At 61.4% G+C, this 23,592-nt stretch carries 19 protein-coding genes; 13 read left to right on the forward strand and 6 right to left on the reverse strand.

From position 1 onward, the window contains the following. On the forward strand, nucleotides 1–1,251 hold a 1,251-nt coding region (gene bglX, locus AC3ZU9_RS18520; RefSeq protein ID WP_490091157.1), incomplete at its 5' end, for a beta-glucosidase BglX. A gap of 144 nt (nucleotides 1,252–1,395) precedes the next feature. Here bglX and AC3ZU9_RS18525 read toward each other — a convergent pair. From AC3ZU9_RS18525 to AC3ZU9_RS18540, 4 genes are all read right to left on the reverse strand, one after another. Then, nucleotides 1,396–2,553: a phospholipase D-like domain-containing protein gene (locus AC3ZU9_RS18525; RefSeq protein ID WP_012722701.1), complete on the reverse strand. Its 1,158-nt coding sequence runs from the start codon at nucleotides 2,551–2,553 to the stop codon at nucleotides 1,396–1,398. 1 nt (nucleotide 2,554) lies between these two features. Continuing rightward, nucleotides 2,555–3,136 (reverse strand): YceI family protein, encoded by a 582-nt coding sequence (locus AC3ZU9_RS18530; RefSeq protein ID WP_490091158.1) that lies wholly within the window; start codon nucleotides 3,134–3,136, stop codon nucleotides 2,555–2,557. 98 nt (nucleotides 3,137–3,234) lie between these two features. After that, nucleotides 3,235–3,549 carry an amidase gene (locus AC3ZU9_RS18535; protein ID WP_122809860.1) on the reverse strand — a complete coding sequence of 105 codons (315 nt, stop codon included), beginning with the start codon at nucleotides 3,547–3,549 and terminating at the stop codon, nucleotides 3,235–3,237. Beyond that, on the reverse strand, nucleotides 3,546–4,619 hold the full coding sequence (locus AC3ZU9_RS18540; RefSeq protein WP_320400340.1) for a serine hydrolase domain-containing protein: 1,074 nt from the start codon (nucleotides 4,617–4,619) through the stop codon (nucleotides 3,546–3,548). The genes AC3ZU9_RS18535 and AC3ZU9_RS18540 overlap by 4 nt, the downstream gene beginning before the upstream one ends. Before the next feature lie 186 nt (nucleotides 4,620–4,805). On the opposite strand from AC3ZU9_RS18540, the gene olsB reads away from it, so the two are divergent. After that, nucleotides 4,806–5,561: an L-ornithine N(alpha)-acyltransferase gene (gene olsB, locus AC3ZU9_RS18545; RefSeq protein WP_003172415.1), complete on the forward strand. Its 756-nt coding sequence runs from the start codon at nucleotides 4,806–4,808 to the stop codon at nucleotides 5,559–5,561. Next, on the forward strand, nucleotides 5,561–6,352 hold the full coding sequence (locus AC3ZU9_RS18550) for a lysophospholipid acyltransferase family protein (RefSeq protein WP_043204937.1): 792 nt from the start codon (nucleotides 5,561–5,563) through the stop codon (nucleotides 6,350–6,352). Before olsB ends, AC3ZU9_RS18550 begins: the two co-directional genes overlap by 1 nt. A 112-nt stretch (nucleotides 6,353–6,464) precedes the next feature. On the opposite strand, the gene AC3ZU9_RS18555 is transcribed toward AC3ZU9_RS18550, so the two are convergent. Continuing rightward, the gene (locus tag AC3ZU9_RS18555; protein ID WP_012722695.1) at nucleotides 6,465–7,049 is read right to left on the reverse strand and encodes an acyl carrier protein phosphodiesterase; all 585 of its coding nucleotides are present in this window, start codon (nucleotides 7,047–7,049) and stop codon (nucleotides 6,465–6,467) included. 154 nt (nucleotides 7,050–7,203) lie between these two features. On the opposite strand from AC3ZU9_RS18555, the gene AC3ZU9_RS18560 reads away from it, so the two are divergent. The 3 genes from AC3ZU9_RS18560 to AC3ZU9_RS18570 are packed head-to-tail and all read left to right on the forward strand — an operon-like array spanning nucleotide 7,204 to nucleotide 9,796. Further along, nucleotides 7,204–7,530: an ArsR/SmtB family transcription factor gene (locus AC3ZU9_RS18560; protein ID WP_012722694.1), complete on the forward strand. Its 327-nt coding sequence runs from the start codon at nucleotides 7,204–7,206 to the stop codon at nucleotides 7,528–7,530. Nucleotides 7,531–7,543: 13 nt separating this feature from the next. Beyond that, entirely contained in the window at nucleotides 7,544–8,710 is a 1,167-nt protein-coding gene (locus AC3ZU9_RS18565) for an MFS transporter (RefSeq protein ID WP_012722693.1), read from the forward strand. 30 nt (nucleotides 8,711–8,740) lie between these two features. Continuing rightward, on the forward strand, nucleotides 8,741–9,796 hold the full coding sequence (locus AC3ZU9_RS18570; RefSeq protein ID WP_122809861.1) for an alkene reductase: 1,056 nt from the start codon (nucleotides 8,741–8,743) through the stop codon (nucleotides 9,794–9,796). 302 nt (nucleotides 9,797–10,098) lie between these two features. Here the strand turns inward: AC3ZU9_RS18570 and AC3ZU9_RS18575 are convergent, their stop codons facing one another. After that, nucleotides 10,099–10,731, reverse strand: a complete 633-nt coding sequence (locus AC3ZU9_RS18575) for a TetR family transcriptional regulator (protein WP_012722686.1) — start codon at nucleotides 10,729–10,731, stop codon at nucleotides 10,099–10,101. A 286-nt stretch (nucleotides 10,732–11,017) separates the two neighbouring features. On the opposite strand from AC3ZU9_RS18575, the gene AC3ZU9_RS18580 reads away from it, so the two are divergent. The 7 genes from AC3ZU9_RS18580 to AC3ZU9_RS18610 all read left to right on the forward strand — a co-directional run bounded on the left by AC3ZU9_RS18580 (nucleotide 11,018) and on the right by AC3ZU9_RS18610 (nucleotide 23,437). Further along, nucleotides 11,018–12,163 (forward strand): efflux RND transporter periplasmic adaptor subunit, encoded by a 1,146-nt coding sequence (locus AC3ZU9_RS18580; protein WP_012722685.1) that lies wholly within the window; start codon nucleotides 11,018–11,020, stop codon nucleotides 12,161–12,163. A gap of 3 nt (nucleotides 12,164–12,166) precedes the next feature. Further along, nucleotides 12,167–15,328, forward strand: coding sequence for an efflux RND transporter permease subunit (locus tag AC3ZU9_RS18585; protein WP_012722684.1), 3,162 nt, complete (start codon nucleotides 12,167–12,169; stop codon nucleotides 15,326–15,328). Beyond that, nucleotides 15,325–16,782, forward strand: coding sequence for an AdeC/AdeK/OprM family multidrug efflux complex outer membrane factor (gene adeC, locus AC3ZU9_RS18590; RefSeq protein ID WP_012722683.1), 1,458 nt, complete (start codon nucleotides 15,325–15,327; stop codon nucleotides 16,780–16,782). The genes AC3ZU9_RS18585 and adeC overlap by 4 nt, the downstream gene beginning before the upstream one ends. A gap of 300 nt (nucleotides 16,783–17,082) precedes the next feature. Continuing rightward, nucleotides 17,083–18,780 (forward strand): molecular chaperone HscC, encoded by a 1,698-nt coding sequence (locus tag AC3ZU9_RS18595; protein ID WP_064055010.1) that lies wholly within the window; start codon nucleotides 17,083–17,085, stop codon nucleotides 18,778–18,780. Between the two features lie 11 nt (nucleotides 18,781–18,791). After that, on the forward strand, nucleotides 18,792–20,402 hold the full coding sequence (locus AC3ZU9_RS18600; protein ID WP_490091159.1) for a J domain-containing protein: 1,611 nt from the start codon (nucleotides 18,792–18,794) through the stop codon (nucleotides 20,400–20,402). Between the two features lie 154 nt (nucleotides 20,403–20,556). Then, nucleotides 20,557–21,807 (forward strand): OprD family porin, encoded by a 1,251-nt coding sequence (locus AC3ZU9_RS18605; RefSeq protein WP_490091160.1) that lies wholly within the window; start codon nucleotides 20,557–20,559, stop codon nucleotides 21,805–21,807. 91 nt (nucleotides 21,808–21,898) lie between these two features. Then, nucleotides 21,899–23,437, forward strand: a complete 1,539-nt coding sequence (locus tag AC3ZU9_RS18610) for a M91 family zinc metallopeptidase (RefSeq protein ID WP_490091161.1) — start codon at nucleotides 21,899–21,901, stop codon at nucleotides 23,435–23,437. Nucleotides 23,438–23,592 lie beyond the last annotated feature (155 nt).

Genomic DNA, 23,592 nt, shown 5'->3' on the forward strand with positions numbered 1-23,592 from the left:
AAGTACGACATGGGCCTGTTCAAGGACCCGTACCTGCGCATCGGCAAGGCCGAGGATGACCCGGCCGACACCTACGCGGAAAGCCGCCTGCACCGCGCCGACGCGCGCGACATCGCGCGCCGCAGCCTGGTACTGCTGAAAAACCAGAACAACACCCTGCCGCTGAAAAAATCCGCGACCATTGCCCTGGTCGGCCCGCTGGCCAAGGCGCCGATCGACATGATGGGCAGTTGGGCAGCCGCCGGTAAGCCGGAACAATCGGTCACCCTGCTCGACGGCCTCAACGCGGTGATCGGCGAAAAAGGTAAGATCCTCTATGCCCGTGGCGCCAACATTACCAACGACAAGGCCGTGGTCGACTACCTCAACTTCCTCAACTTCGATGCACCGGAAGTGGTGGATGACACCCGTCCTGCCCAAGTGATGATCGACGAAGCGGTCAAAGCCGCCAAGGAGGCTGACGTGGTGGTGGCCGCCGTGGGTGAATCCCGTGGCATGTCCCACGAATCCTCCAGCCGCACCGACCTGAACCTCCCACAAAGCCAGCGTGACCTGATCAAGGCCCTCAAAGCCACGGGCAAACCGCTGGTGCTGGTGCTGATGAACGGCCGTCCGCTGTCGATTCTGGAAGAAAACCAGCAGGCCGACGCGATCCTGGAAACCTGGTTCGCCGGTACCGAAGGCGGCAACGCCATTGCCGACGTGCTGTTTGGTGACTACAACCCGTCGGGCAAACTGCCGATCACTTTCCCACGCTCGGTGGGGCAGATTCCGACCTACTACAACCACCTGACCATTGGCCGGCCGTTCACGCCAGGCAAGCCGGGCAACTACACCTCGCAGTACTTCGATGACACCACCGGGCCGCTGTTCCCGTTCGGCTATGGCTTGAGCTACACCACGTTCGGCCTGTCCGACATGGCGCTGTCCTCCACCACCCTGAACAAGACCGGCAAGCTCGACGCCAGCGTCACCGTGACCAACACCGGCAAGGTGGACGGCGAAACCGTGGTGCAGCTGTATATCCAGGACGTAGCCGGTTCGATGATCCGCCCGATCAAAGAGCTGAAGAACTTCCAGAAGGTCATGCTCAAGGCTGGCGAAGAGCGCACCCTGCACTTCACCATCACCGAAGAAGACTTGAAGTTCTACAACACCCAGCTCAAATTCGCCGCAGAACCGGGCGAGTTCAATGTGCAGATCGGGCTGGACTCCCAGGATGTGCAGCAACAAACCTTCGAACTGCTCTAAAAATGTGAGAGGGGGCTTGCTGTGGTGAGCGGGCTTGCCCCGCGCTGGGCTGCGAAGCAGCCCTATTAGATCTGCAGTGAACCCGCAAAGGGACAACCCCCACTCACCACAGCCCCCTCACACATTTGATCAGTGGTGTCGGTACTAGCCTCGTCGATCGAGCAAATTCACCACCAACCGATCAATCCACCCCCACACCCGCTGCTTCACCCGCCGCCACAACGGCCGCGCCTTCCACGCCTCCAGGCTCACCGCCTGGCTCTGGGCAAAATCCCGCTCGAAACTGCCCTCCACCGCCCGCGTCAACTCCGGGTCCAACGCCTCCAGATTGGCCTCCAAGTTGAAGCGCAGGTTCCAGTGATCAAAGTTGCACGAACCAATGCTCACCCAATCGTCCACCAGCACCATCTTCAAGTGCAGGAAGCACGGCTGGTATTCAAAGATCTGCACACCCGCACGCAGCAAACGCGGGTAATAACGATGCCCGGCGTAACGCACCGATGGATGATCGGTGCGCGGGCCGGTGAGCAGCAATCGCACGTCGACGCCGCGCCCGGCGGCACGGCGCAAGGCACGGCGCACGCCCCAGGTCGGCAGAAAATACGGGGTAGCCAGCCAGATACGCTGCTGGCTGTTGTTCAAGGCGCGGATCAGCGATTGCAGGATATCGCGGTGCTGACGGGCGTCGGCGTAGGCCACCCGACCAAGCCCCGGCCCGGTCGCCGGTACCTTTGGCAAACGCGGCAAACCAAAATGGGTCGCCGGCTTCCACTCCCGGCGGGCGGCGTTGGCATGCCATTGGCGGTCGAACAGCGCCTGCCAGTCCAGCACCAGCGGGCCGCTGATCTGCACCATCACTTCATGCCAATCGGCGGTGTCTTGCCCTGGCGTCCAGAACTCATCGGTGACACCCGTGCCGCCGACCACGGCGATTTCCTGGTCGATCAACAACAGCTTGCGGTGGTCGCGGTACAGGTTGCGCATCCAGCGGCGCCAGCTCAGGCGATTGTAGAACCGCAACTCCACACCCACGTCGGTCAGGCGTTTGCGCAACCCAAGGGTAAACGCCAGGCTGCCGTAATCATCAAACAGGCAACGCACCCGCACGCCGCGTTCGGCGGCCTGCACCAGGGCTTTCACCATTTCTTCGGCGCAGGCTCCGGCTTCGACCAGATACAACTCCAGATCAACCTGGCGCTCCGCCCGCGCAATGGCCACCAGCATCTGCGGAAAAAAACGCGGCCCGTCGATCAACAACTCGAACCGGTTGGCGCTGCGCCATGGGAACACCGCACCGCTCACGTCAGCGCGCCGTAAAAATCAGCACCGCACCCACCGGCACCGACAAACTGATCGACTTAAGCCCCGCCGCCTTACGCAACATGGCCACGCCCGGTGCCAGGTCGAAGTCCTCCGCGTGCAACACCACCGGCTCCAGGGTCACCACCTGGAAACGCCGGTCATCGAGGCGCGTGGCCAACAGCTCGGCGCTGTAGGTCTGGGTCTTACCGTGCAGGGTGACACTCAGCGGCAAACGCAATTCTAATTGCGCGCCGGGCGCCAGGTCGTTGATGGGTTGCAGGTTGATCTGCGCGTTGATCAGCGCATCGGGGGACGTCTTGATCTCGAACAACTGATTGCGCATGCGCTCATCGCGCAGCGGAATGCCGCTGTTGACCGACTCCAGCTCCACCTCCAATTGCGCGGCGCCCTTGCTGTCGACTTTGCCGTGCAGCACCAGGAAGCGCTGCACCTCAGCGATCTCGGTGTTTTTGGTGGTGACGAAGGAAAGGCGCGAGGACTCGTTGTCCAGGTACCAGTCGGCATGGGCGGGCACGGCGGCGCAGGTCAACAGTGTGAAGGCCAGTGGTTTGACATTGAACATAAAGACTCATGAGGCAAAAAACCTGCACGAACCTTAACTGTGCCGTGTGCCGGGCGCAATGGAACTAATAACGTCGATCAACTGCGGAAGCGGGTGGGTCAGGGATTAAGCCGACACCCCTGCCGCTCCCCCAACCACCGTGCACTGTGCGTACGCCCCAACCCACTCGCCGTCACTTCACTGCGCTCCGGGTTATCGTGGAACGCACTGGTCGGCACGTATTGCTTCACATACCCACGGCAATACGCCGCCGGATTATTCATCACATACCGACACGAGCAATACTCCTTGGCCGTATACGCCGCGATGATGTCGGGGAAGGCTTGCAGGTTGACGCGCTCGTGCCAGATCCACCCCAGCAGGGCGAGCAACAGCAGCAGAAACAGGCTGGTAAACGGACGACGACGGATCATGGCTGCACCGCCGCAAGCACGCGTTTGAGCAGTTCGTTGTGGCGATAGCTGCCGTCGCGGTCATCGCCGTAACGTACGATCACCAGATGTTTTTCAGGCATCACAAACAGCGCCTGGCCCCAATGGCCGAGGGCCGCAAAAGTGTCGGCGGGCGCGTCTGGCCAGGGCCGCGGCGCACCTTGGTTAAGCCACCAGTGGCCGCCGGGAACGGCTTCGTCCTGGCCGGCTGTGTATTTATCGAACGGCTGACGGTTGAAGGCGACCCAGTCTTTGGGCAGCAACTGTTGATCCCCCCAGCGCCCCTCCCGTGCCATCAGCAGGCCGACACGCGCCAGGTCGCGAGCGGTGAGGTAGGCGTAGGACGAGGCGACGAAGGTTTCGTCGGCGTCGGTTTCCCAGGTGGCGTTGCGAATGCCCAGCGGCTTGAACAGCGCATCCCACGGGTAACTCACGTAGGCCTTGTGACCGAGCATGCCTTTAAGGGCGGCGGACAAAATAGTGCTGTCGCCGCTGGAATATCGAAAAGCCTGGCCCGGTGGGCTGGCCGCTGCGGTGTCTGCGGCAAAGTCGGCCATGTCACCGCGACCGCGGGTGTAGAGCATCGCCACCACCGAAGATTTCAGCGGCGCATATTCGTAGTCTTCCTGCCAGTCCAGGCCCGAGGCCCAGTGCAGCAGGTCGGCCATGGTCACGCTCGGGTGCTGTTTCATGGGCGGGTAAAAACGCGCCACCGGGTCGGACAATTTGAAACGGTTATCGCCGTAGGCCACACCCAATACGGTGGCCATCAGGCTTTTGCTGATGGACCAGGTCAGGTGTGGCGTGCTGGCTGTGGTGGGCGCGGCGTAACGTTCATAGATGACCTCGCCGTCGCGGATCACCAGCAACGCGTCGGTGCGAATGCCTTGGCGGGTAGCGTCGTCCCGCGCCGGGAACGCGTAGGCGTCCAAGGCATCGACAGCAGGACCTGAGAGTGGCGTGCCCTTGGCCCATTCTTTATCGGGCCAGGTTTCGGCGTGGGCGACAACGGTGACGAACAGCAAGGCAACGCACAGCAGGCCTCTGACCATGGACGCAAACTCAAGGGGGCATTCAAGTGCGCGAGCCTAGCCGAGGCTGATGACAGATTTGCGACAGGATGGGCTGTCATCCAAGCGTCACCATAACTTCATGGAGATGACACCGAGCCTACATAGCCTGACTTTGGACAACAAAGTCGACCGGCCGAAATCGTGGCCGGCACTCGGAGACTCGCCATGACTCAGATCGCCCGCATCAGCGACACCGGCAATGAACGCCGTCTGCAAGCCGAACGCCTGGTTGGCGCGCAGGCGTTGCAGGAAGCCCAGGCCCTGCGGTTCAACGTGTTCAGCGGCGAGTTCAACGCCAAGCTGAAAGGCGCTGAGCTGGGCCTGGACATGGATGACTATGATGTTCACTGCAGCCACATCGGCGTGCGGGACTTGAACAGCGGTCGACTCGTCGCCACCACCCGTTTGCTCGACCACCAGGCCGCCAGCACCTTGGGCCGGTTCTACAGTGAAGAAGAATTCAGCCTGCATGGCCTGCTGCATTTGCAGGGCCCAATCCTGGAAATCGGCCGTACCTGCGTCGACCCGGCCTACCGCAATGGCGGCACCATCGCCGTGTTATGGGGCGAGTTGGCCGAAGTGCTCAACCAGGGCGGCTACAGCTACCTGATGGGCTGCGCGAGCATCCCGATGCACGACGGCGGCATCCAGGCCCACGCGATCATGCAGCGCCTGCGCGAACGCTACTTGTGCAATGAACACTTGCGCGCCGAACCAAAAAAACCGCTGCCGGCCCTGGACCTGCCGTCCAACGTGATCGCCGAGATGCCGCCACTGCTCAAGGCCTACATGCGCCTGGGCGCGAAGATCTGCGGCGAACCGTGCTGGGATGAAGATTTCCAGGTGGCCGACGTGTTCATCCTGCTCAAGCGCGATGAGTTGTGCCCGCGTTACGCCCGTCACTTCAAGGCGGCGATGTGATGAGTCGCCTGCGGATTTACGGGCGCATCGCCCGCGTGTTGTTGGTGGTGGCGCTGGGCTTGAGCATGGCCAGCGTGTTCGGGCTGTTTGAGCGTCTGGGCGTGGCCAACTCGATGGTGCGGCGCCAGCGTTGGTCGCGGTTTTTCATGGCGCGGCTAACCAATGCCCTGCCCTTTCGTGTGACGGTGCACGGTGAGCTGCCGACGCAGCCGATGCTGTGGGTGAGCAATCACGTGTCATGGACCGACATTCCGTTGCTGGGCGCCGTGGCGCCGATGTCATTTCTGTCCAAGGCCGAAGTGCGTACCTGGCCGGTGGCGGGCTGGTTGGCAGCCAAGGCCGGTAGCTTGTTTATCCGCCGAGGGTCGGGCGACAGCCAGTTGATCCGCAAGCAGATGACCCGCCATCTGGAACAACAGCACCCGCTGTTGATGTTTCCCGAAGGCACCACCACCGACGGGCGCAGCCTGCGTACGTTTCACGGGCGCTTGCTGGCCAGTGCGATTGATGCCGATGTGTCGCTGCAACCGGTGGCGATCCGTTATTTGCGTGATGGCCAGGTAGACCCGCTGGCACCGTTTATTGGCGATGATGATTTGCTGTCGCACCTGATGCGTCTGTTTGCCAATGACCAGGGCGATGTGGAGATTCACGTGCTCAAGCCGATTGCCTGTGCCGGGCAGGAACGTGCGGCGCTGGCGTATCAGGCGCAGCAGGCGGTGCAAAAGGCGTTGTTTGGGCCGTTGCCGGAAGCAGAGCAGGTAGATGCACGGCCAGCATTCGCCGCTTGAATAAAGTGAACACCGATCAAAATGTGGGAGCTGGCTTGCCTGCGATAGCGGTGGGTCAGCAACACATGTATCAACTGGCAGACTGCAATCGCAGGCAAGCCAGCTCCCACCTTTAGACCTCAGTGGTCAGATGGTTGCGTGCAAAGGCCTGCAACTCTGGATAGAACAGCCGGAAGTCTTCGCTAAGCGGCTCATAAAGTTGACGCAACTCCTGCATTGCAAACCCCAACGCCTCCGGCTGTGTCAGCCGCCGCGAAATCCCCCGCAACACCTGCTCCATCACCGCGAACTCACGGTAAGAACCCAACCAATCATCCGCCGCCATGTACGGCGCAATCTGCGCCAGCCGCCCCGGCAATTGCGGCTCGGCCGCCAGCACGCGGTACACCTGCGAGGTGAAGCGCTCCAACGGCTGGTCGGCATACAGCGCCCAGTCCCGCGCCAGGCAGTGGTCGAAAAACACATCGAGGACGATTCCGGCATAGCGCCGGCGAGTCAGGCTGAATCGCGACAATGCCTCCCCCACCAGCGGGTGGCTGTCGGTAAAACGATCAATCGAGCGATGCAGTTGGATCGCCGCTTCGATTTGCGGGCTGAACTGGCCCTGCAGGCGCCCTTTGACGAAGTCGCCATAGAGACTGCCCAGCAGTTGCGCAGGAAGTTGGCCGCCCAGGTGCAGATGTGCGAGATAATTCATGGCGCGCAGTCTATCACTGCCGACAATGTATCGTTATAACCCGATATACCGATTTGGCCTGTTCTCAGAGCAAAATCATATTGGTATATCGGGATACAACGATTTAAGGTTCGCCTCATCGCGATATAACGCTGTACCACACCGAGCACCTGCCATGTCCATCGACCTCGACGAAATAATAAAAGCACTGGCGCACCCAGTACGACGAGACATCCTCACCTGGCTCAAAGACCCGAAAGTGCAGTTCCCCGAGCAACTGCACAACCACGAGTACGGCATCTGCGCCGGGCAGATCGACCAGCGCTGCGGCTTGTCCCAGTCAACGGTGTCGGCTCACTTGGCGACGTTGCAACGGGCGGGATTGATCAGCAGCCAGAAGGCCGGGCAGTGGCACTTTTTCAAACGCAACGAGGAAACCATCCAGGCGTTCCTCGCCGCGCTCACCACTGAACTCAGCGCTGACGACAACGCAGCGCTGTAACAAGGAAACGATAATGCCCCTCTCGCTACTCATACTGGCCCTCAGCGCCTTCGCCATCGGCACCACCGAGTTCGTCATCATGGGCCTGCTGCCCGATGTGGCGGCGGACCTCGGCGTGTCGATTCCCGGCGCTGGCTGGCTGGTCACCGGCTACGCCCTGGGCGTGGCCATCGGTGCACCTTTCATGGCACTGGCCACCGCCAAGCTGCCACGCAAGGCTGCCCTGGTAGCGTTGATGGGCATCTTCATTATCGGCAACCTGCTCTGCGCCCTGGCCAGTGACTACAACGTGCTGATGTTTGCCCGTGTGGTCACCGCGCTATGCCACGGTGCGTTCTTTGGTATTGGATCGGTGGTCGCCGCCAACCTGGTACCGGCCAACAAGCGTGCCTCGGCCGTGGCCTTGATGTTCACCGGTTTGACCCTGGCCAACGTGCTCGGTGTACCGCTGGGCACCGCGCTCGGCCAGGAAGCCGGCTGGCGCTCGACCTTCTGGGCGGTGACGGTGATTGGTGTGGTGGCGTTGATCGGCCTGATCCGCTTCCTGCCCGCCAAACGTGATGAAGAGAAACTCGACATGCGCGCCGAACTGGCAGCCCTCAAGGGCGCCGGTATCTGGCTGTCGCTGAGCATGACCGCGCTGTTTGCCGCGTCGATGTTCACCCTCTTCACTTACGTCGCGCCGCTGCTGGGCGACGTCACCGGCGTGTCGCCCAAAGGCGTGACCTGGACGCTGTTGTTGATCGGCCTGGGCCTCACCGTCGGCAACATCATCGGCGGCAAGCTGGCGGACAAACGCCTGGCGGCCACCCTGATCGGCGTGTTCGTCAGCATGGCGGTGGTCTCGACGGCCCTGACCTGGACCAGCGTCGCGGTGATTCCGACCGAAATCACTCTGTTCCTCTGGGCCACCGCCTCGTTCGCCGCCGTACCCGCGCTGCAGATCAACGTGGTGACCTTCGGCAAAGCCGCACCGAACCTGGTATCCACCCTGAACATCGGCGCCTTCAACATCGGCAATGCCCTCGGCGCCTGGGTCGGCGGCAGTGTGATCGCCCACGGTTTCGGCCTGACCAGCGTGCCGTTGGCCGCAGCGGCCCTGGCGATTCTCGCGCTGCTGGTGACCTTGATTACTTTCCGTCAGAGCGGCGATGCCGACCTGGCCCCTGCGACCCACTGATCAACCACTTAAAGAGAAGGGTGTTATCCCATGACGACTATTTTCGATCCGATCAAACTGGGCGACCTGGAACTGTCGAACCGCATCATCATGGCGCCGCTGACCCGCTGCCGTGCCGACGCCGGTCGCGTGCCCAACGCGCTGATGGCCGAGTACTACGTGCAGCGCGCTTCCGCCGGGCTGATCCTCAGCGAAGCCACCTCGGTGACGCCGCTGGGCGTGGGCTACCCGGACACCCCGGGCATCTGGTCCAACGACCAGGTGCGCGGCTGGGCCAACGTGACCAAGGCCGTGCACGGCGCGGGCGGCAAGATCTTCCTGCAACTGTGGCACGTGGGCCGTATTTCCCATGAGTCCTACCTGAACGGCGAAACGCCGGTTGCCCCCAGCGCGATCCAGCCTAAAGGCCACGTCAGCCTGGTGCGCCCTCTGGCCGACTACCCGACCCCACGCGCCCTGGAGACCGCTGAAATCGCCGACATCGTCGACGCCTACCGCACCGGTGCCGAGAATGCCAAGGCCGCTGGCTTCGACGGCGTGGAAATCCACGGCGCCAACGGTTACCTGCTCGACCAGTTCCTGCAGAGCAGCACCAATAAGCGCACTGACCAGTACGGCGGCTCCCTGGAAAACCGTGCACGCCTGCTGCTGGAAGTGACCGATGCGGCCATCGAAGTCTGGGGCGCCGGCCGCGTCGGTGTGCACCTGGCACCCCGTGCCGACTCCCACGACATGGGCGACGACAACCTGGCGGAAACCTTCACCTACGTCGCCAGTGAACTGGGCAAACGTGGCATCGCCTTCATCTGCTCGCGTGAAAAAGAAGGCGCCGACAGCCTCGGCCCACAACTGAAAAAAGCCTTCGGCGGCGCGTACATCGCCAACGAACGTTTCACCAAGGACAGCGCCAACGCCTGGTTGGCCGAAGGTAAAGCCGATGCCGTGGCCTGGGGCGTGCCGTTCATTGCCAACCCGGATTTGCCAGCTCGCCTGAAGGCCGATGCGCCGCTCAACGAAGCACGTCCGGACAGCTTCTACAGCAAAGGCCCGGTCGGCTACATCGACTACCCGACCCTGGCGCTGTAATCGCCTTAGACGCAAAAAAATGTGGGAGGGGGCTTGCTCCCGATGGCAGTGTGTCAGTCAGAGATGTTCTCACTGAACCCTAGCCATCGGGAGCAAGCCCCCTCCCACATGTTTGACACTCTGTTGCCCTTGGAAACACTCCTTCACAGCCCTGCAACAAAATCGCTACAAAATACTTAGGCGGCTACCTATCAACCGCCCGCCAGCCCGTATATAAAGTCACCCCACCATCAGGCAGAAGGACGATTGACGGTCCTTGGGCTTTACTGTTGACACAACCTGATGCAATTACGCATTTTGTCTCAATTGCGCAGGCTGGGGCTCCAGCGCAGCATGTCCAGCCCTGCATCCACCCAGCGTTCCGCCTCCTGATGTAACTGGAAGCTGTCGGGGACCAGCAGCCACTGGCCGATCAGCCCATTGATGTAGGCGTGAATGCACACCGCGCCACGGGTGGTATCGAGGTTTTCCGGAAGTTGCCCGCGATGGACCGCGTTACGCAATGTCAGGCCGATGCGCAGGTTGCATTCCAGGCTGTGGGTCTGGCGTTGGCGGCGCATGTCGCACATTTCATCGGTGAATTCGCACTTATGAAACAAGATCTCATTGATGCGCCGGGTTTTCGGGTCCAGGGCCACTTGATGGAACAGATGAATCAACAGCTTGCGCATGCAGCCCAGCGGGTCGAGTTCATCCTCGCTTTCACTGGCGCGGGCCAGTTCGTCCAGCGGCTCGTGCAAGGTATCGAGCAACGCCTGCAACAGATCGGATTTATTGCTGAAATGCCAATAGATGGCGCCCCGCGTCACACCGGCCAGCGCGGCAATGTCCGCCAGCGTGGTGCGCGCAACGCCGCGTTCATAGAAGGCTTGCTCGGCGGCGTCGAGAATTTGGCTGCGCGTTTCCTGAGCTTCCTCTTTGGTGCGACGAACCATGGCAGTAAAACCTCAATCAGGACACTGGGGGCTATCGTTAACGCAACGTTAATAGACGTAAACGATCATCCGAATATTTGTGGGACGACACCGTCATGGGTGCCGAACGTAATGGAATCGAGGCTTCGGGCGTTGCTTTGCCAACACTCCGCGAAGCCTGTCAAGAGTTTACAAACAACCATGAACGTAAGTATATTGCGTAGCAAGCTACTTATCCACTCACAGCTTGTTTTTTACCCTTCCACACTTCTTGTGCGCACCCTGCGCGCCTGACCCGAGGATCTTCATGCAACTTAAGCCAGCTGTTACCGCTCTGGTCACTGCCGTCGCCCTGGCATCGCTGCTCAGCGGATGTAAAAAGGAAGAAGCGGCTCCGCCCGCTCAAACCCCTCAGGTCGGCGTGGTCACTATTCAACCGCAAGCCTTTACCCTGACCTCCGAATTGCCAGGCCGCACCACGGCCTATCGCATCGCGGAAGTTCGCCCGCAGGTCAACGGCATCATTCTCAAGCGTCTGTTCAAGGAAGGCGCGGACGTGAAGGAAGGGCAACAGCTCTACCAGATCGACCCGTCGGTGTATGAAGCCACCCTGAAAAGCGCACAGGCCAGCCTGACGCAGACCAAGTCCATCTCCGACCGCTACAAGCAGTTGGTCGATGAGCAAGCCGTCAGCCGCCAGGAATACGACACCGCCGTCGCCAACCGCATGACCGCGGAAGCAAACGTTCAAACCGCCCAGATCAACGTGCGCTACACCAAAGTGTTTGCGCCGATCTCCGGGCGTATCGGCCGTTCTTCGGTGACCGAGGGCGCGCTGGTCAGCAACGGCCAGGCCGACTCCATGGCCGTCATCCAACAACTGGACCCGATCTACGTCGACGTCACGCAGTCTTCCGCTGAAATGCTGAAGCTGCGCCGCGACTTGGAAAGCGGCCAACTGGAAAAAGCCGGCGCCAATGCCGCCAAGGTCAAGCTGACCCTGGAAGACGGCAGCGACTACGGCCAGGACGGCAAGCTGGAGTTCTCCGAAGTGTCGGTCGACCAGACCACCGGTTCCGTGACCCTGCGCGCAGTGTTCCCCAACCCTGACCACACCCTGCTGCCGGGCATGTTCGTGCACGCCCAGCTGCAAGCCGGCGTGAACAGCAAGGCCATCCTGGCGCCACAGCAGGGCGTGACCCGCGACCTCAAGGGCACCCCGACGGCGCTGATCGTCAATGCCGACAACAAGGTCGAGCAGCGTGAACTGGTGGCCAACCGTACCGCCGGCGCCTACTGGCTGGTGGAAAAAGGCTTGAACGCCGGTGACCGTGTGATCACCGAAGGCTTGCAGTACGTCAAGCCGGGCGCCGAGGTCAAGGTCAAGGAGGCTGACAACGCCAAGCCTGCCGGTACTGCCGCTCCTGCTGCCGCTGCTGGCAAAGGGGAGTAATCCATGTCGAAATTTTTTATCGACCGTCCCATTTTCGCCTGGGTAATTGCCCTGGTGATCATGCTGGTCGGGGCACTGTCGATCTTGAAGTTGCCCATCAACCAGTACCCGGCCATCGCGCCAACCGCCATCGATATCCAGGTGACCTACCCAGGCGCGTCCGCACAAACCGTGCAGGACACCGTGGTGCAGGTGATCGAGCAACAACTCAACGGTATCGACAACCTGCGTTATGTCGCCTCGGACAGTAACTCCGACGGCAGCATGACCATCACCGCGACGTTCAACCAGGGTACCAACCCGGACATCGCCCAGGTTCAGGTGCAGAACAAGCTGAACCTGGCGACGCCGCTGTTGCCGCAAGAAGTGCAGCAGCAGGGTATCCGCGTCACCAAGTCGGTGAAGAACTTCCTGATGGTGATTGGTCTGGTGTCGGAAGACGGCAGCATGACCAAGGACGACCTGTCCAACTACATCGTGTCCAACATCCAGGACCCGATCTCGCGGACCGCGGGTGTGGGTGACTTCCAGGTCTTCGGCTCGCAGTACGCCATGCGTATCTGGCTGGATCCGGCCAAGCTGAACAACTTTCAGCTGACCCCGGTCGACGTCAGCACCGCCATCTCCGCGCAGAACGTCCAGGTCGCCACCGGTCAATTGGGCGGCCTGCCTGCCCTGCCCGGCAACCAGCTGAACGCAACCATCATCGGCAAGACCCGTCTGCAGACGGCCGAGCAATTCGGCAACATCCTGATGAAGGTCAATGCCGACGGTTCCCAGGTTCGCCTGCATGACATCGCCCGTATCGAACTGGGCGGCCAGAACTACAGCATCAGCGCGCAGTTCAACGGAAACCCGGCTTCCGGTATGGCGATCAAACTGGCTTCCGGCGCCAACGCCCTGGACACCGCCAAGGCCATCCGTGCCACCGTGGCGTCCCTGGAGCCGTTCTTCCCGCCAGGCATGAAGGCGGTGGTGCCGTATGACACCACGCCTGTTGTGACCGAATCGATCTCAGGTGTAGTGCACACCCTGGTCGAAGCGATCGTGCTGGTGTTCCTGGTGATGTTCCTGTTCCTGCAGAACTTCCGCGCCACCATCATCACCACCATGACCGTACCGGTGGTATTGCTGGGTACCTTCGGGATCCTGGCGGCGTTCGGCTTCACCATCAACACCTTGACCATGTTCGGCATGATCCTGGCCATCGGCTTGCTGGTGGACGATGCCATCGTCGTGGTGGAAAACGTCGAGCGGGTCATGGCCGAGGAACACCTGTCGCCCAAGGAGGCGACGGTCAAGTCCATGGGCCAGATCCAGGGCGCCCTGGTGGGTATTGCCCTGGTGCTGTCGGCGGTACTGCTGCCCATGGCATTCTTCGGCGGCTCTACCGGTGTGATCTACAAACAGTTCTCCATCACCATCGTTTCGGCCATGGCGTTGTCGGTACTGGTTGCGCTGATCTTCACCCCGGCCTTGTGCGCCACCATGCTCAAGCCGATCGACCCGGAAAAACACGGCCAACCCAAGCGTGGGTTCTTCGGCTGGTTCAACCGCACCTTCGACCGTGGCGTACTGAGCTACGAGCGCGGCGTGGGCAACATGATCAAGCACAAGATCCCGGCGTTCCTGGTGTACGCGCTGATCTTCGCCGGCATGATCTGGCTGTTCATGCGCATTCCTGCCGCGTTCCTGCCCGATGAAGACCAGGGCGTGATCTTTGCCCAGGTGCAGACGCCTGTAGGCTCTTCGGCTGAACGTACGCAGAAAGTCATCGATGACATGCGTAGCTACCTGCTCAATGACAAGGAAGGCGAGCCGGGCGAAGGCAAAGGCGTGAAATCGGTGTTTACCGTCAACGGCTTCAACTTCGCCGGTCGTGGCCAAAGTTCGGGCCTGGCCTTCGTGATGCTCAAGCCGTGGGATGAACGCGATGCGTCCACCTCGGTATTTGAAATCGCCAAGCGCGCCCAGGGCTACTTCATGCAGACATTCCAGGACGCCATGGTATTTGCCATCGTTCCACCGTCTGTACTGGAACTGGGCAACGCCACCGGTTTCGACGTGTTCCTGCAAGACCAGGGCGGTGTCGGCCATGAGAAGTTGATGGCGGCCCGTAACCAGTTCCTGGGCATGGCGGCCCAGAGCAAGATCCTGGCCGGTGTGCGCCCCAACGGCGTAAACGATGAGCCGCAATACGAGCTTACCGTCGACGACGAGAAGGCCAGCGCCCAAGGCATCACGCTGTCGAACATCAACCAGACCCTGGCAATTGCCCTGGGTGGCAGCTACGTCAACGACTTCATCGACCGTGGTCGAGTGAAGAAGGTGTACGTGCAAGGTGAAGCCGCCAGCCGCATGTCGCCTGAAGACCTGAACAAATGGTACGTGCGCAGCGACTCCGGGAAGATGGTGCCGTTGTCGGCCATCGCGTCGGGCAAGTGGATCTTCGGTTCGCCGAAACTCTCGCGCTACAACGGGGTAGCGGCGATGGAAATCCTCGGCACTCCGGCACCGGGCTACAGTACCGGTGACGCCATGGCCGAAGTCGAACGTATCGCCAAGCAACTGCCTGCGGGCATTGGTTATGCGTGGACCGGCCTGTCGTACGAAGAACGTTTGTCCGGCTCCCAGGCACCTGCGTTGTACGCCTTGTCGCTGCTGGTGGTGTTCCTGTGCCTCGCAGCACTGTACGAAAGCTGGTCGATCCCGATTGCGGTCGTACTGGTCGTGCCACTGGGTGTCGTGGGCGCGTTGATCGCGACCAGCATGCGTGGGTTGTCCAACGACGTGTTCTTCCAGGTGGGCCTATTGGTGACGGTGGGCCTGGCGGCGAAGAACGCCATCCTGATCGTGGAATTCGCCAAAGAACTCCACGAACAAGGCAAAGGCATCGTCGAGGCGGCCATCGAGGCGTCCCGCATGCGTCTGCGGCCGATCATCATGACGTCGATGGCGTTCATCCTCGGCGTACTGCCGCTGGCGATCTCCTCGGGCGCCGGTTCAGGCAGCCAGCACGCAATCGGTACTGGCGTAATTGGCGGTATGATCACGGCCACTGTGTTGGCGATCTTCTGGGTACCGTTGTTCTTCGCAACCGTGTCCGCCATCGGCGACCGTAAACCGAAAGAAACCAAGCAAACTCCTAAAGAGGCTGGCCAATGAGCAAGTCGCTACTTTCCCTAGCCGTCACGGCATTCGTGCTCAGTGGCTGCTCGCTGATACCTGACTACCAGCGCCCTGAGGCGCCGGTAGCGGCACAGTTCCCGCAGGGGCCGGCGTATTCGTCGGCCCAGGCGCCGAGCCAGGCCGCTGCCGAGCAGGGCTGGAAGCAGTTTTTCCATGACCCTGCCCTGCAACAGCTGATCCAGACCGCACTGGTGAACAACCGTGACCTGCGCGTCGCGGCCCTGAACATCGACGCGTATGCCGCGCAGTACCGCATCCAGCGTGCCGACCTGTTCCCGGCCGTGTCGGCCAATGGCAGCGGCAGCCGCCAGCGTGTGCCGGCACGTGCCTCGCAGACCGGCGAAGCGAACATCACCAGCCAGTATTCGGCCACCCTCGGGATCAGCTCCTATGAGCTGGACCTGTTCGGCCGTGTGCGCAGCCTGAGTGAAGAAGCGCTGCAGAAGTACTTCGCCACTGAAGAAGCACGCCGCAGCACCCAGATCAGCCTGGTGGCCAGCGTGGCCAACGCCTACCTGACTTGGCAAGCCGACAAGGAACTGCTCAAGCTGACCCAGGACACCCTGGGCGCGTTCGAGCAGAGCTTCAAGCTCACCTCGCGCAGCAACGAAGTCGGCGTGGCCTCGGCCCTCGATCTGAGCCAGGCGCGTACCTCGGTAGAAAACGCCCGCGTGCAGCTTGCCCGGTATACCCGCCAGGTCGCCCAGGACGAAAACAGCCTGACCCTGCTGCTGGGCACCGGCCTGCCGGCGAATATCGCCAGCAAGCCGCTGTCGGATGACCTGCTCAGCGAAGTACCGGCCGGGTTGCCGTCGGACTTGCTGCAACGTCGTCCCGACATCCTGCAGGCCGAGTACAACCTCAAGGCCGCCAACGCCAATATCGGCGCGGCCCGTGCCGCGTTCTTCCCGAGCATCAGTTTGACGGCCAACGCCGGCACCCTGAGCCCGGACCTCGGCGGCTTGTTCAAAGGCGGCTCGGGCACCTGGTCGTTCGCCCCGCAGATCAACATCCCGATCTTCAACGCCGGCAGCCTGCGCGCCAGCCTGGACTACTCGAAGATCCAGAAAGAGATCAACGTGGCGAACTACGAGAAGGCGATCCAGACCGGCTTCCAGGAAGTCTCCGACGGCCTCGCCTCGCGTGAAACCTACAAGCAGCAGCTGGAGGCCCAGCGTGGCTTCGTCGCGGCCAACCAGGATTACTACCGCCTGGCCGAGCGTCGCTACCGCATTGGTGTCGACAGCAACCTGACGTTCCTCGATGCCCAGCGCCAACTGTTCAGTGCCCAGCAATCGCTGATCACCGACCGCCTGGCGCAGCTGACCAGCGAGGTCAACCTGTACAAGGCCCTCGGCGGTGGCTGGAACGAGCAGACCGCGAAGAACGAGCCGTTGAAAGAAGAAGCACCGGCACTGAAGTTGTTCTAATGCTGGCGTAAACAAAAAACCGCTTCCCTCACCGGAAGCGGTTTTTTTATGCCTGATTGGTAACAAGCAGCTTTTGTAGTGAGCGGGCTTGCCCCGCGCTGGGTTGCGCAGCAACCCCAATAAGGCCAAAGAGGTAAATCAGATTGATTTGAGGCGCCTGGTTTAGGGCTGCTGCGCAGCCCAGCGCGGGGCAAGCCCGCTCACTACATGGCGCGAACGTAGGTTGCCTTGCTTTTCGCCCAACCTTTCAGGATAAAATTGGTTACAGATTCTTACAGACCACAGAGGGAGCTTGTCGTAATGATCGTAGGAATCGACCTGGGGACCACCAACAGTCTCGCGGCCGTCTGGCGCGGTGATGCCGCCGAATTAGTGCCCAATGCCCTTGGCCAGTTGCTGACCCCCAGCGTGGTCGGGCTGGATGATCAAGGCCGTGTCCTGGTAGGCCAGGCAGCCAAAGAGCGCTTGCACACCCACCCGCACCTGACCACTTCGCTGTTCAAGCGCTACATGGGCAGTGCCACCGAAGTGCGCCTGGGCGATCGCTCGTTTCGCCCGGAAGAACTCTCCGCGCTGGTGCTCAAAAGCCTCAAGGAAGACATCGAGCGCACCTACGGCCACACCGTCACCGACGCCGTGATCAGCGTGCCCGCCTATTTCAGCGACGGCCAACGCAAAGCCACACGCATTGCCGGTGAACTGGCGGGGCTCAACGTTGAAAAACTGATCAACGAACCCACCGCTGCCGCCCTCGCCTACGGCCTGCATCAGCGCGATAAAGAAACCTCGTTCCTGGTCTTCGACCTCGGCGGCGGCACCTTCGACGTGTCGATCATCGAGCTGTTCGACGGCGTGATGGAAGTGCGCGCCAGCGCCGGTGACAACTTCCTCGGCGGCGAAGACTTCGACACCCTGTTGCTGGAACACTTCGTCGACAGCCAACGCAATGCCCAAGGCTTCCCGCCCACCAGCAGCGTGCTGCAAGCCCTGCGCCGCGAAGCCGAACGCGTGCGCAAAGCCCTTGGCCAGGATGACAGCGCCGAGTTCGCCCTGCGTGTCGACGGCCAGCAGTGGGTAAAAACCATCACCCAGCAGGAGCTGGCCAAGCTCTACACGCCGCTGCTGGAGCGCCTGCGTGCGCCGATCGAGCGGGCCCTGCGGGATGCGCGGATTCGTGTCAGCGACCTGGATGAAATCCTGCTGGTGGGCGGCACCACGCGCATGCCGTTGGTGCGCAAGCTCGCCGCCGGCCTGTTCGGCCGCTTCCCGTCCATCAGCCTCGACCCGGACCAGGTGGTCGCCCACGGCGCCGCGATCCAAGCGGCACTCAAGGCGCGCTCCGCGGCACTGGAAGAAGTGGTGCTGACCGACGTCTGCCCCTATACCCTCGGCATCGAAACCTCAAACCAGTACGGTGGCCATATCGAAAGCGGCCACTACCTGCCGCTGATCGAACGCAACAGCAGCGTGCCGGTGAGCCGGGTCAAAAGCGTGGTCACCCTATACGACGACCAGACCCGCGTCCTGCTGAAGATCTACCAGGGCGAAAGTCGCCTGGTCAAAGACAACATCGAGCTGGGCCAACTGGACATCCCAGTGCCCAAGCGCAAGGCCGGTGAAGTGTCGTTGGACGTGCGCTTCACCTACGACAACAACGGTCTGCTGGAAGCGCAGGTGAATATCCCGCTGACCGGCGAGCAACACTCGCTGGTGATCGAGAACAACCCCGGCGTGCTCAGCCCCGACGAGATCCAGCAACGCCTGCAAGCGCTGGCGCAGTTGAAGGTTCACCCGCGCGACCAGCAGGTCAACACCGTGCTGACGGCGCGCCTCGAACGCCTCTACCAGGAAAATCTCGGCGAACTGCGCGAGCAGCTCGGGCACTGGGCCGCGCAGTTCCAGCAAGTGCTCGACACCCAGGACGAACGCCGCATCCGCGAAGCTCGCAGCGAACTGACCCGACAACTTGAGCAGCTCGACAACGGGTTCTGGCGCTGAGGGAATACGACATGGAGTGTTGGACCGTACTGCAACTGCCGGAAGACGCTGACGAGCGCACCATCAAGCGCACCTATGCGCGGCTGTTGAAAAACTGCCGCCCGGATGACGATGCGGCCGGCTTCCAGCGACTGCGCGAAGCCTATGAACAAGCGCTGGCCTACGCACGCTGGCGGGCTGACTGTGAAGAAGAGCAAGACAGCGTCCAGGCGCCCGTGGTCGAAGCAACCTACGGCAACCTGAATGACCTGGCCGAGCTGATGAACATCAGCCCCGTCAGCCCTGCGCCTTTCCAGACGCCTGCACCGGACCCGGCCCTGGCGTTGCTCGAAGGCCTTAACGCGCACAACCTCGATGAACGCTGGGCCCAGGCCCGGCAACAAAATTGTGCCGATGCGTTCCAGGCCGGCCTGTTGCGCCATTGTTTCGAAGCGCCAGGCGAACGCAGCGCCATCGCCCGTTGGGCAGCAAACCACCTGGAATGGCTGACGCCCTGGCAACAGGTCGCCATGACGCCGTGGCAGCACGACGCGCTGAGCGGCGAACTGCTGCAGGACTACCGCCGCACCTTGCAGGAACTGCTGGAGCAAAAGGCCGAGCGCGAGTTCATCACCCAACTGACGCAGTACAACAACCAGCCCTGGCTGCGGGTGTTCGACCTGCAGCAGCAGTGGCAACGCATCCTCCTGCAGCTGCTGCATGACACACAGTGGAGCGTGCCGCTGTTCGAACGCGTGTGCCAGGCGTTCAGCTGGGACGACCAGAAAGGTGTGTACCCGGAGCCGGCTTGGATGTGGCGCGAATTGGTGTCGCGCTGTGAGCAGGAAAGTTTCTTCGTCAACCTGCAAGACACGGCAAACGACACCCGCCGCACCTCTGCCGATGCGTTGGCGGCGCGCCTGTTGCTTACGCCGATGAGCGTGAAGGAACAATACCGCTTGGTCGCAGGCTTTGATGAGAATGCGTGGAATGCCACTCGACACCTGTCTGAAGTGCTGACCTGGCGCTACCCGGACTTGCTGGAACGACTGCCGGATTCGCACGTTTTCTTCTGGCGAAAATTCCTGCCGCGTGGGGTGACCCTTGATAGCTGGATCAGAGTCTGGGCCGGATTAGCCCTGGCCAACGGCCTGGCCTTTCATCAAGTCCTCGACACCTCACTGCCGGCCAAATTCTTTTTGTTTATCCTGCTGTCGGTCATTCCCGCGCTCTGCGCCTTGCGCGGCGCCCAATTATGGGCCGACTTCACCTCACGCCTGATCGTCCAGGACCTGTGGCTCAGCGAACGCCTGTTGCCCAAGCGGCTCAGCGTCCGCCAGTTCAGACTCGTGCTACGCCATGGTATTCCCCAATTGGTGATGCTACTGGTGTTTGGCTACATTCTCGGGGTCATGGGCATGCTGACCTACCTGGGCATGATCCTGATCAGCCTGTTCCACTCGCGGCGAATCGGCAAGGTCAACGAAAACTTCAATGCCAGGATTCCGTGGATCAAAGGGTTGCACTGGGCTTATTGGAGCCCGCTGCAAGTGGTGTTCTTGATGGCAATGGTGGCCGCAACCCTCGCCTGCCAGAAATTTCTGCCCGCCATCCCGTGGACCAGTTTGAACACCCTGCACTGAGCCCCGAAAACCGGGCCGAACCTCATGAGTCCGGCCCGGCAACTTTCGTTCGATCATCGCCCACAACCCGCCCCGCCCCACTTTCATCGCCCCCGCACCGCCCCGCACCATGGCCGCCACCTGCATAAACCCAATAACAACAGGTTCTTACGCCATGAGTACTTTCCACCCGCGCCGGCTGCTGCTGGCCACCGCTGTCGCCAGTCTTGCCCTGCCCGTCGTCGCCGAAGAACACGGCTTTCTCGAAGACGCCAGCGCCAACCTCAACCTGCGTAACTTCTTCTTCAACCGCAACTTCACCAACCCCACCAAAACCCAGGGCGGCGCGCAGGAGTGGACGCAGAGTTTTATCCTCGATGCCAAGTCCGGCTTTACCCAAGGCACCGTGGGTTTCGGTGTGGATGTGCTCGGTCTGTACGCGTTGAAGCTGGATGGCGGGCGCGGCACCGGGGGTACCCAACTGTTGCCGCTGGACCGTGACGGCCGCCCCGCCGATGAGTTCGGGCGTCTGGGCGTAGCGTTCAAGGCGCGTATTTCCAAGACCGAAGTGAAGGTTGGCGAATGGATGCCGGTGCTGCCGATCCTGCGTTCGGACGACGGCCGCTCCCTGCCGCAAACCCTGCGCGGCGGCCAGATAACGTCCAAGGAAATAGACGGCCTGACCCTCTACGGCGGCCAGTTCCGCGCCAACAGCCCGCGTGACGACAGCAGCATGACGGACATGTCGATGGTCGGTAAAACCGCCTTCACCTCCGACCGTTTCAACTTCCAGGGCGGCGAATACGCGTTCAACGACAAGCGCACCCAGATCGGCCTATGGAACGCGCAACTCAAGGACATCTACAGCCAACAGTTCGTCAACTTGATCCACAGCCAGCCCATCGGCGACTGGACCCTGGGCGCCAACCTCGGCTTTTTCTACGGCAAGGAAGACGGCAGCGCCCGCGCCGGTGACCTGGACAACAAGACCTGGTCCGGCCTGTTCTCGGCCAAATACGGCGGCAACACCTTCTACGTCGGCCTGCAAAAACTCACCGGCAGCAGTGCCTGGATGCGCGTCAACGGCACCAGCGGCGGCACCCTGGCCAACGACAGCTACAACGCCAGCTACGACAACGCCCAGGAGAAATCCTGGCAAGTGCGCCACGACTACAACTTCGTCGCCCTCGGCGTGCCTGGCCTGACCCTGATGAACCGCTATATCAGCGGCAGCAACGTGCACACAGGTTCAATCACTGACGGTAAGGAATGGGGCCGCGAAAGCGAACTGGGCTATACCGTGCAAAGCGGCAGCCTGAAAAACCTGACCGTGCGCTGGCGCAATTCCAGCATGCGTCGCGACTACAGCAACAACGAGTTCGATGAGAACCGGTTGATCGTCAGTTACCCGATCAGTCTGTTGTAAAGCCGACTGACAGCTTGGAGGGAACGTTTTGGCGCGGGCGGCCACTGTCCATGGGCATGAATAACACCGGTCTCTCAACGTAGGATCACCCATGGACGTTTCGAACGGCCTTACCCGCTCTCCCTCGCCCCTTGCGCACGGCAACGTGCGCGTATCGCAAGCCCCCGTAGCGACCTTTGACGACCGTCACTACGGGCTCGCCAAACCACCCCATCTAAAATTCCACACGGTCCCGCCGATCCAGGCCCATCAACATGTGTTTCTGAATGACGGCAATGTGAAAGCCAGTGGGCAATCGTTATGGGAACACGGTTATCCCTCCCCCCTCAACCAACGCCTGGTGCTTGAAACCGGCGATCAGGCGGACCAGGTCCACATCAGCCACACTCACTACGGTCAGTTGAATATTCGGGTCAACGACCAGTTGTACCACTTCGCCAGCCACGATAAAGAAGGCCAAGCGTTGAAGTTCCACCTGAAAACCCACGGCGGCAATGACAACGTGAGCATTGACGCCAACGTCATGCAGCCCATCACGATTGAAACCGGTGACGGCGATGACTGGGTCAGGGCCGGTGGCGGCTATACCCGCGTGTTCGGCGGCAACGGTAACGATGTCGTGCGCCTGGGCAGCGGCATGGGATACGCCGAAGGCAACGACGGTGACGACATCATCATGGGCGGCCCCGGCGATAATGTGGTCTATGGCAATAATGGCAATGACCGCCTCTATGCCGGTGCGGGCCCCCGCCACAAAAAGAGCTATATGGACGGTGGCAATGGCAACGACCAGCTCTACGCCGGCAACGGCCATACCGTCTTGCAGGGTGGCACCGGAAATGATCGGTTGATCGGCCACGACCAGACGACCTTCTACACCGGCATCGGCGCCGATACCGTCATCGCCAATCGCCCAGGCGATTCGATCTACGCCACACCCAGCGACACGATCAAGCACCTCAATGGATCGGTGTTGACCGCTGTATCTGCCCATGACGGCCCGATACTGGGTGTTGTGATCAACGGGTCTGCCGACTTCATCCAACGCGTCGAAGACGACTTGGCGTTACTTCGCACCTCCCCCCAAGGCCAGCAGATGCTCGCCGAGATGGAGGCCGTTGCGCTGCGCAATGGCGCCCCAGTGACAATCGTGGAAGACCCGAGCGACACGGAGTCCAGCTACGTCTATGGCAGCCAGGAACTCAAGGCGTTGCTGCAGGACGAACGCGCGCCCGTGTCCGACGAGGATCCAAAATGGGGATTCATGATCAACGGTGTGCCGGGGTCTCGTGCGGACCGCGCTCAGATTCACTACAACCGGTCACACCTGAACGTATTGGCGGGCGTGACTCAGTTGCCCATCGTCGGGCTCTACCACGAAATGGTCCACGCCTATAACGCCGGCAATGGCACAACCTTCACAGGCACCACGCCGGAAGACGTTGAAGGGCGGCCCCACGACATCCACAACAGTGAACGCCAAGCGGTGGGGCTGCCCACTACCGCGCAACCGTTTGATTTCGACAATGACCCGGCCACCCCACCGACCGCGAGCAACCCCAAGGCCTTCACCGAAAACGCGTTGAATAAAGAAATGGGTAGGCCGCTGCGCAAACAATACGCAGGATGAACCCGATGGCGTTTGTCAGCCCATCGGCGACTGGACCCTGGACGCCAACCTCGGTTTTTTCTGCGGCAAGGAAGACCGCAGCGCCCGCGCCGGCGGACTGGGCTGCCCACGTACAATCACGCCCTGATTGATCGCGGCTGCTTTTGTAGCAACTG

Source organism: Pseudomonas sp. A39 (genome assembly GCF_058145955.1).

Excerpts from the sequence above, each read along its gene's own strand:
- AC3ZU9_RS18530 (WP_490091158.1), bottom strand. The coding sequence starts at position 3,136 with ATGTTCAATGTCAAACCACTGGCCTTCACACTGTTGACCTGCGCCGCC.
- AC3ZU9_RS18535 (WP_122809860.1), bottom strand. The coding sequence starts at position 3,549 with ATGATCCGTCGTCGTCCGTTTACCAGCCTGTTTCTGCTGCTGTTGCTC.
- AC3ZU9_RS18540 (WP_320400340.1), bottom strand. The coding sequence starts at position 4,619 with ATGGTCAGAGGCCTGCTGTGCGTTGCCTTGCTGTTCGTCACCGTTGTC.
- olsB (WP_003172415.1), top strand. The coding sequence starts at position 4,806 with ATGACTCAGATCGCCCGCATCAGCGACACCGGCAATGAACGCCGTCTG.
- AC3ZU9_RS18550 (WP_043204937.1), top strand. The coding sequence starts at position 5,561 with ATGAGTCGCCTGCGGATTTACGGGCGCATCGCCCGCGTGTTGTTGGTG.
- AC3ZU9_RS18555 (WP_012722695.1), bottom strand. The coding sequence starts at position 7,049 with ATGAATTATCTCGCACATCTGCACCTGGGCGGCCAACTTCCTGCGCAA.
- AC3ZU9_RS18560 (WP_012722694.1), top strand. The coding sequence starts at position 7,204 with ATGTCCATCGACCTCGACGAAATAATAAAAGCACTGGCGCACCCAGTA.
- AC3ZU9_RS18565 (WP_012722693.1), top strand. The coding sequence starts at position 7,544 with ATGCCCCTCTCGCTACTCATACTGGCCCTCAGCGCCTTCGCCATCGGC.
- AC3ZU9_RS18570 (WP_122809861.1), top strand. The coding sequence starts at position 8,741 with ATGACGACTATTTTCGATCCGATCAAACTGGGCGACCTGGAACTGTCG.
- AC3ZU9_RS18575 (WP_012722686.1), bottom strand. The coding sequence starts at position 10,731 with ATGGTTCGTCGCACCAAAGAGGAAGCTCAGGAAACGCGCAGCCAAATT.
- AC3ZU9_RS18580 (WP_012722685.1), top strand. The coding sequence starts at position 11,018 with ATGCAACTTAAGCCAGCTGTTACCGCTCTGGTCACTGCCGTCGCCCTG.
- AC3ZU9_RS18585 (WP_012722684.1), top strand. The coding sequence starts at position 12,167 with ATGTCGAAATTTTTTATCGACCGTCCCATTTTCGCCTGGGTAATTGCC.
- adeC (WP_012722683.1), top strand. The coding sequence starts at position 15,325 with ATGAGCAAGTCGCTACTTTCCCTAGCCGTCACGGCATTCGTGCTCAGT.
- AC3ZU9_RS18595 (WP_064055010.1), top strand. The coding sequence starts at position 17,083 with ATGATCGTAGGAATCGACCTGGGGACCACCAACAGTCTCGCGGCCGTC.
- AC3ZU9_RS18600 (WP_490091159.1), top strand. The coding sequence starts at position 18,792 with ATGGAGTGTTGGACCGTACTGCAACTGCCGGAAGACGCTGACGAGCGC.
- AC3ZU9_RS18605 (WP_490091160.1), top strand. The coding sequence starts at position 20,557 with ATGAGTACTTTCCACCCGCGCCGGCTGCTGCTGGCCACCGCTGTCGCC.
- AC3ZU9_RS18610 (WP_490091161.1), top strand. The coding sequence starts at position 21,899 with ATGGACGTTTCGAACGGCCTTACCCGCTCTCCCTCGCCCCTTGCGCAC.